The 7,052-nt window shown below is 60.1% G+C and carries 6 protein-coding genes; 4 read left to right on the top strand and 2 right to left on the bottom strand.

Annotation, left to right across the window (positions count from 1 at the left end; translation table 11 throughout):
• Positions 1-75: 75 nt before the first annotated feature.
• Together metE and NUV89_RS26135 are read right to left on the bottom strand one after the other, a co-directional pair.
• Entirely contained in the window at positions 76-2,364 is a 2,289-nt protein-coding gene (gene metE, locus NUV89_RS26140) for a 5-methyltetrahydropteroyltriglutamate--homocysteine S-methyltransferase (RefSeq protein ID WP_257783595.1), read from the bottom strand.
• Positions 2,365-2,461: 97 nt separating this feature from the next.
• Positions 2,462-3,070: a LysE family translocator gene (locus tag NUV89_RS26135; protein WP_257783594.1), complete on the bottom strand. Its 609-nt coding sequence runs from the start codon at positions 3,068-3,070 to the stop codon at positions 2,462-2,464.
• Between the two features lie 167 nt (positions 3,071-3,237).
• On the opposite strand from NUV89_RS26135, the gene NUV89_RS26130 reads away from it, so the two are divergent.
• The 4 genes from NUV89_RS26130 to NUV89_RS26115 all read left to right on the top strand — a co-directional run bounded on the left by NUV89_RS26130 (position 3,238) and on the right by NUV89_RS26115 (position 6,953).
• Positions 3,238-3,612, top strand: a complete 375-nt coding sequence (locus NUV89_RS26130) for a GFA family protein (RefSeq protein WP_257783593.1) — start codon at positions 3,238-3,240, stop codon at positions 3,610-3,612.
• Positions 3,613-3,844: 232 nt separating this feature from the next.
• Entirely contained in the window at positions 3,845-4,942 is a 1,098-nt protein-coding gene (locus tag NUV89_RS26125; RefSeq protein WP_257783592.1) for a carboxynorspermidine decarboxylase, read from the top strand.
• A 28-nt stretch (positions 4,943-4,970) separates the two neighbouring features.
• On the top strand, positions 4,971-6,215 hold the full coding sequence (locus tag NUV89_RS26120) for a saccharopine dehydrogenase family protein (RefSeq protein ID WP_026137074.1): 1,245 nt from the start codon (positions 4,971-4,973) through the stop codon (positions 6,213-6,215).
• A gap of 498 nt (positions 6,216-6,713) precedes the next feature.
• The gene (locus NUV89_RS26115; protein WP_257783591.1) at positions 6,714-6,953 is read left to right on the top strand and encodes a DUF6124 family protein; all 240 of its coding nucleotides are present in this window, start codon (positions 6,714-6,716) and stop codon (positions 6,951-6,953) included.
• The last annotated feature ends 99 nt before the right edge of the window (positions 6,954-7,052 follow it).

Genomic DNA, 7,052 nt, shown 5'->3' with positions numbered 1-7,052 from the left:
ACACTGCCGGTGACTGACACTCCGCATTCGCGAGCAAGCCCGCTCCCACACTTTTGACCGTGTTCTACTCAGGAATCAGGCCAGTTCAGCACGCAGTTGACGGGCTGCCGTCACCATGTGAATCAACGCCGCCTCCGTCTCCGGCCAGCCACGGGTTTTCAAGCCGCAATCCGGGTTCACCCACAAGCGCTCCGCAGGAATCCGCTTCGCCGCCTTGCGCAACAAATTGGCCATTTCCGACGCATCCGGCACCCGTGGCGAGTGGATGTCATACACCCCCGGGCCGATTTCGTTCGGGTAGGCGAAGGCTTCAAACGCGTCCAGCAGCTCCATGTCCGACCGCGAGGTTTCGATGGTGATGACGTCGGCATCCATCGCCGCGATGCTTTCGATCACATCGTTGAATTCGCTGTAGCACATGTGCGTGTGGATCTGGGTTTCATCGCGCACGCCCGAGGCGCACAGGCGGAACACTTCGGTGGCCCAGTCCAGGTAGTGCTGCCACTGCGCCTGGCGCAACGGCAAGCCTTCGCGGAACGCCGCTTCGTCGATCTGCACGATCTTGATGCCGGCAGCCTCCAGGTCCACCACCTCGTCGCGGATCGCCAGGGCCAGTTGCCGCGCCTGTTCTTCGCGGCTCACGTCTTCGCGCGGGAAAGACCACATCAGCATGGTCACGGGACCGGTCAGCATGCCCTTCATCACCTTGTGGGTCAGGCCTTGGGCATAGCGGATCCACTCCACCGTCATGGCCTTCGGGCGGCTCAGGTCGCCGAAGATCAGCGCCGGTTTCACGCAGCGCGAGCCGTAGCTCTGTACCCAGCCAAAGCGGGTGAAGGCATAGCCGTCCAACTGTTCGGCGAAGTACTCGACCATGTCGTTGCGTTCGGCCTCACCGTGTACCAGCACGTCCAGGCCGAGGTTTTCCTGCACCTCGACGGCGTGCTTGATCTCGCTGTGCATCGCTTCGACGTATTCGGCTTCGCTCAATTTGCCGGCCTTGTACGACTGGCGCGCCAGGCGGATCGAGGCGGTTTGCGGGAACGAACCGATGGTGGTGGTCGGGAACAGCGGCAGGTTGAGGCCGGCGCGCTGCTTCTCGATGCGCTGGGCGAATAGCGACTGGCGCTGGCTGTCCTCTGCCGTGATCGCGGCGACGCGGGCTTGCACGGCAGGTTTGTGGATGCGCGGCGAAGCGGCACGGGAGGCTTGCACCGCACGGCTTTGCGCTAAAGCGGCCAACACGTTGGAGGCTTGCGGCTCGTTGACCGCTTGCGCCAGCACCGCCACTTCGGCGCACTTCTGTACGGCGAACGCCAGCCAGCTTTTCAGCTCGCCATCCAGCTTGTCTTCACGGGCTAGGTCGACCGGGCTGTGCAGCAGCGAGCAGGACGGCGCAACCCACAGGCGGTCACCCAACTTGTCATGGGCGTGCTGCAAGGTAGCCAGGGCTTTTTCCAGGTCGCAGCGCCAGACGTTACGGCCGTTGACCACGCCGAGGGACAACACCTTGTAGGCCGGCAGGCGGTCAAGAATGGTCGGGTACTGTTCCGGTGCGCGCACCAGGTCGATATGCAAACCATCCACTGGCAGGTTGGCGGCCAGGCCGAGGTTCTCTTCCAGCCCACCAAAATACGTGGCCACGAGCTTTTTCAGCGGGTCGCGCTGGATCAGGTTGTAGGCACGCTCAAACGCGTTTTTCCAGTCTTGCGGCAGGTCCAGCACGAGGATCGGCTCGTCGATCTGCACCCACTCCACGCCCAGGTCGGCGAGGCGCTGGAAGATCTGGCCGTACAGCGGCAGCAGGCGATCGAGCAGGTCCAGCTTGTCGAAATCAGCGCCCTTGGCCTTGCCCAGCCACAGGTAGGTCAGCGGGCCGATCACCACCGGCTTGACGTTGTGCCCCAGTTCGCGGGCTTCCTGTACCTCTTCGAAGAGTTGATCCCAGCCCAGGTGAAACTGCTGGTCGGCGCTGAATTCAGGCACCAGATAGTGATAGTTGGTGTCGAACCACTTGGTCATTTCCTGGGCGTGGGCGCCGCCGCAGCAGCTGTCGCTGACGCCACGGGCCATGCCGAACAGGGTGTGCAGGGTGGCTTGGCCATCAGCCGGGCGGAAGCGCTCGGGGATCACGCCAAACATCAGCGAGTGGGTCAGCACCTGGTCGTACCAGGCGAAATCACCGGCCGGCAGCAACTCGATGCCGGCCTGTTTTTGCAGGTCCCAATGGGTCTTGCGTAGGTCACGGCCAACGGCCCGCAAGCCGGCTTCGTCGAGCTCGCCCTTCCAGAACGCTTCCTGCGCTTTTTTCAGTTCACGATCGCGTCCAATGCGCGGAAATCCCAGGGAATGAGCGACTGCCATGACTTACAACTCCGATGTCGTTATGTATGGCAGCTATTGTCGGCATACGGCGATAGTGAGACAAACTCATATTATTCTAGATCATCACAAGATCTACTCATGTTGAGATCCAGTGGATGTAGAACGCGTGAAACATGAAATACGCACACACCGCCAGAGCCACCCCCATGCACCGGTTGAACAGCGTAAACGCCGACGTGCCGTTAATTCGCCGCCCCAGCAGCGCGCCGAGCAACGCATAAAGCCACGGCGCACCGAACGCGCCAAAGGCCAGCACCGCCGACACCAACGCAATGGACACCCCGGTGATATGCGCTGCGGGGAGCATCACACTGGTGATCGGCAACACCGCCATAATGCCCTTGGGGTTGAGCAACTGGATCACCAGGCCGTTCCAGAACGTAAGGGTTTTGACAGGCGCGGTTGAAGCCGTTTCATCCACCACCGTGCGCGCCGTGAACACCTGATAGGCGAGGTACAAGGTGTACACGCCGCCAATCAGCGAGATATACGGCAACGCCGCCTGGGAGATGATCGCCTCGCCGGTGTAGCCGAACAGCACAAACAACAGCAGCATCGCGCAGCCCACCCCGATGAAAAAACCGGTGGAGCGGCGGAACTGGCCGGTGAGCCCGGCGTTGAGGCCCATGAAGTTCACCGGGCCAGGGCTGTACATGACGCTGAAGGCGTAGAGGAAGATGTCCATGGAGAACCTGCAGTAGAGGAAGTGGGGCGAGTCTACTGAGGGGGGGTGGGGGGATTCTTGTACGTTTGTGGTTGCGCCGTAGTTGGGGATGCTGCGCATCCCAACGGGAGCAAGCTCCCTCGCCACGGGTATAGTGTTTGCCTGTCACTTTCTGGATCGAAATCACCATGGATGCCGTTACCCAAGGCAGTTGTCTCTGCGGCGCAGTCACTTATGAAGTCCGGGCAGCGCTCAAGGCTGTCACCCACTGCCATTGCCGCAAGTGCCAAAAAAGCCATGGCGCGGCGTTTGCCAGTTACGCCAGTGCACCTCGATCGGCCGTCAGCATCCGGGCTGTTGCAGATGCGCTGAAAAGTTATGAGTCCTCACCGGGTGTCACTCGCCAGTTTTGCCTGGTGTGCGGGTCATCTCTGTTCTGGCAGGACGCCAAGGGGCTTTATCCAGAGTGGGTCTCGATTGCGCTGGGCACGCTCGACACCCCGGTTACCCCGCTGAAGCAGGCGCACAGCTGCATTGAGTCGAAGGCGATATGGGCTGAATGAAGATCAAGGGTGGGTCAGGCGACATCTCTACCAGCAGTGCTGCCGCTTTCGCAGCCTCGCTAAAGCTCGACAGCTCCCACATTGATCCGGGGTGGACCTATGGATAGTCATACTCAGCGAGTAGAGTTGAAAACCTGGCGCAGCAAAATCCGCCCACTAACCTTCCGATTCGACCCAAGTGCGGGCACAATGCGTGTCCTTTTTTGGCAGGCACCGCCGCAGGCTCTCAAAAATGATCAAAACGCCGTACTACCTCATCGATAAACAGAAGCTTCTGGTCAACATGCAGAAGATTGCTTACGTGCGCGAACAGTCCGGCGCCAAGGCCCTGCTGGCGCTCAAGTGCTTTGCCACGTGGTCGGTGTTCGACCTGATGCAGCAATACATGGATGGCACCACCTCGTCGTCGCTGTACGAGCTGAAGCTCGGTCGGCAGAAATTCGCCGGTGAAGCGCACGCCTACAGCGTGGCCTGGGCCGACGATGAAATCGAAGAGATGCTGGAGAACTGCGACAAGATCATCTTCAACTCCATCAGCCAATTGCAGCGTTTTGCCGAGCGTTCCGAAGGCAAGACCCGTGGCCTGCGCGTCAACCCGCAAGTGAGCAGCTCCGACTACCTGCTGGCCGACCCGGCGCGTCCGTTCAGCCGCCTGGGCGAATGGGACCCGGTGAAGATCGAAGGCGTGATCGACCAGATCAGCGGCTTCATGTTCCACAACAACTGCGAGAACGGCGATTTCAGCCTGTTCGACAAGATGCTCGGCACCATCGAAGAACGCTTTGGCGCGCTGCTGCATAAAGTCGAGTGGGTCAGCCTCGGCGGTGGCATCCACTTCACCGGCGAAGACTATGCGGTCGACGCGTTCTGCGCGCGCTTGAAGGCGTTCTCCGAGCAGTACGGCGTGCAGGTCTACCTGGAACCGGGCGAAGCGGCGATCACCAACAGCGCCTCCCTGGAAGTCACCGTGCTCGACACCCTCTACAACGGCAAAAACCTCGCCGTGGTAGACAGCTCCATCGAAGCCCACCTGCTGGACCTGCTGATCTATCGCCTCAACGCCAAGCTGGCGCCGAGCGATGGCGAACACACCGTGATGGTGTGCGGCAAATCCTGCCTGGCCGGGGACATCTTCGGTGAGTACCAATTTGATCGTCCGCTGGCCATCGGCGATCGGCTGTCGTTCATCGACACCGCGGGCTACACCATGGTCAAGAAAAATTGGTTCAACGGCCTGAAAATGCCGTCCATCGTAGTGAAACAACTCGACGGTACTGTCGAGGTGGTTCGTGAATTTGGTTATGACGACTACCTGTCCAGCCTTTCGTAAGCTGGCGGATATAGGAGAAAGAAAGCAATTGAAAAAGAACGTTCTTATCATTGGTGCAGGAGGTGTCGCCAAGGTGGTGGCCCACAAGTGCGCGCAGCACAACGACGAACTCGGTCGTATTGCTATCGCGTCGCGCAACATCTCCAAATGCCAGGCCATCATCGACAGCGTCAAGGCCAAGGGTAGCCTCAAAGTACCCGCCGAAATCCAAGCCTTCGCGCTGAACGCCCTGGACGTGGAAGCGACCAAGGCCCTGATCCGCGAGACCGAATCGCAGATCGTCATCAACGTCGGTTCCTCGTTCCTCAACATGTCGGTACTGCGTGCCTGCATCGACACGGGCGTGGCCTACCTCGACACCGCCATCCACGAAGAGCCGGGCAAGGTCTGCGAGACCCCGCCGTGGTACGGCAACTACGAGTGGAACCACCTGGAAGAGTGCAAACAGAAGAACATCACCGCCATCCTTGGCGTGGGCTTCGACCCGGGTGTCGTCAACGCGTACGCCGCGCTGGCGCAGCAACAGCATTTCGACCGCATTGATTCGATCGACATCCTCGACGTCAATGCCGGCTCCCATGGCAAATACTTCGCCACCAATTTCGACCCGGAAATCAACTTCCGCGAGTTCACCGGACAGGTGTGGAGCTGGCAGAACAGCCAGTGGACCAGCAACACCATGTTCGAAGTCAAACGCACCGATGACCTCCCGGTCGTCGGTTCGCAGAACCTGTACCTGACCGGCCACGATGAAGTGCACTCGCTGTCGAAAAACCTCGACGTGCCCAACGTGCGTTTCTGGATGAGCTTCGGCGAACACTACATCAACGTGTTCACCGTCCTGAACAAGCTCGGCCTGCTCTCCGAAAAACCGGTCACCACCGCCGAAGGCCTGGAAGTCGTGCCATTGAAACTGGTCAAGGCCGTGCTGCCCGACCCGTCTTCGCTGGCGCCCGGCTACACCGGCAAGACCTGCATCGGCGACCTGGTCAAAGGCACCAAGGACGGCAAGGCACGCGAGGTGTTCATCTACAACGTAGCGGATCACGAAGAAGCGTTCGCCGAAACCGACAGCCAGGGCATCTCCTACACCGCAGGCGTGCCTCCAGTAGCCGCTGCGCTGCTGGTAGCCCGTGGCGAGTGGGACGTGCAACGCATGGCCAACGTCGAGGAACTGCCGGCCGAGCCGTTCCTCAAGGCGCTGGACGTGATGGGCCTGCCGACGCGGATCAAGGACGAGCACGGTGATCGTGCCTGGGATGCGATTGCCTGATAGGCGATAGCGGACCGAACAAAAAAATGCGCCCCTAGGGGCGCATTTTTTGTTGGAGGCAAACACAGGTCTCAAACCCAATGACGCTCAAAATGTGGGAGCGGGCTTGCTCGCGAATACGGTGTGTCAGCCAGCCTATTCTTTTCTGACCCTCCGCATTCGCGAGCAAGCCCGCTCCCACATGGGTCATTGCTGTGTTCAGAGATTTCCCACAAGGCTTTCAGGTTGTCCCTGGGAACTTCGCTGGATAATCTCCTCGCCGTCGCTGCCCATTCAGCGGCCGGATTTGACCGTCCGACCTTGTTAACGAACTGCTACGCCCTGCACCCGTCTTAGGCGTTTTTTTGTGCCTGAGGTATTGTGTCGCGGCAGTTGTGCGCGGGATACCTTCGGGTATGCCGGGTTCGTTGACAACCGGTCGGTCAACCCGCGTACAGCTGCCACCCTCTTCGTTTGACCGCGAACGCTGGCGGCTCCACTTGTCGACGGAGTTCCACCATGATCAAAGACAGTCCAAATCCCCCCGCAACCCCCTTTACCGTCCGCCCCGACCTGGGCACCGAAACCCTGCTGGCCAATGCCGCGCAAGACCTGGCCAGCCTCAACGACATCGCCGCCCATCTCGCCTTTGAAGTCGATGGCGCCCAACGCAACGTAGCGCTGGGTATCTGCCGCATGCTTGAAGGTGTGCAACTGTTGGTGGACAAGGCGCTGAATCAGGCTCACCCGGTGACCTGATCGAACAACAGTCTCGAAAGCAATGAAGCTCAACTGTGGGAGCTGGCTTGCCTGCGATAGCGGTCTTCCAGGGGCAGATGTGTTGACTGACAGACCTGT

The sequence above is a fragment of the Pseudomonas sp. 18.1.10 genome (assembly GCF_024655625.1).
Lineage (GTDB): Bacteria > Pseudomonadota > Gammaproteobacteria > Pseudomonadales > Pseudomonadaceae > Aquipseudomonas.
This window is presented reverse-complemented; position numbering and strand designations above follow the sequence as displayed.

What these genes read in the sequence shown, in the direction of transcription:
- metE (WP_257783595.1), bottom strand. Translation starts at nt 2,364, where the DNA reads ATGGCAGTCGCTCATTCCCTGGGATTTCCGCGCATTGGACGCGATCGT.
- NUV89_RS26135 (WP_257783594.1), bottom strand. Translation starts at nt 3,070, where the DNA reads ATGGACATCTTCCTCTACGCCTTCAGCGTCATGTACAGCCCTGGCCCG.
- NUV89_RS26130 (WP_257783593.1), top strand. Translation starts at nt 3,238, where the DNA reads ATGGATGCCGTTACCCAAGGCAGTTGTCTCTGCGGCGCAGTCACTTAT.
- NUV89_RS26125 (WP_257783592.1), top strand. Translation starts at nt 3,845, where the DNA reads ATGATCAAAACGCCGTACTACCTCATCGATAAACAGAAGCTTCTGGTC.
- NUV89_RS26115 (WP_257783591.1), top strand. Translation starts at nt 6,714, where the DNA reads ATGATCAAAGACAGTCCAAATCCCCCCGCAACCCCCTTTACCGTCCGC.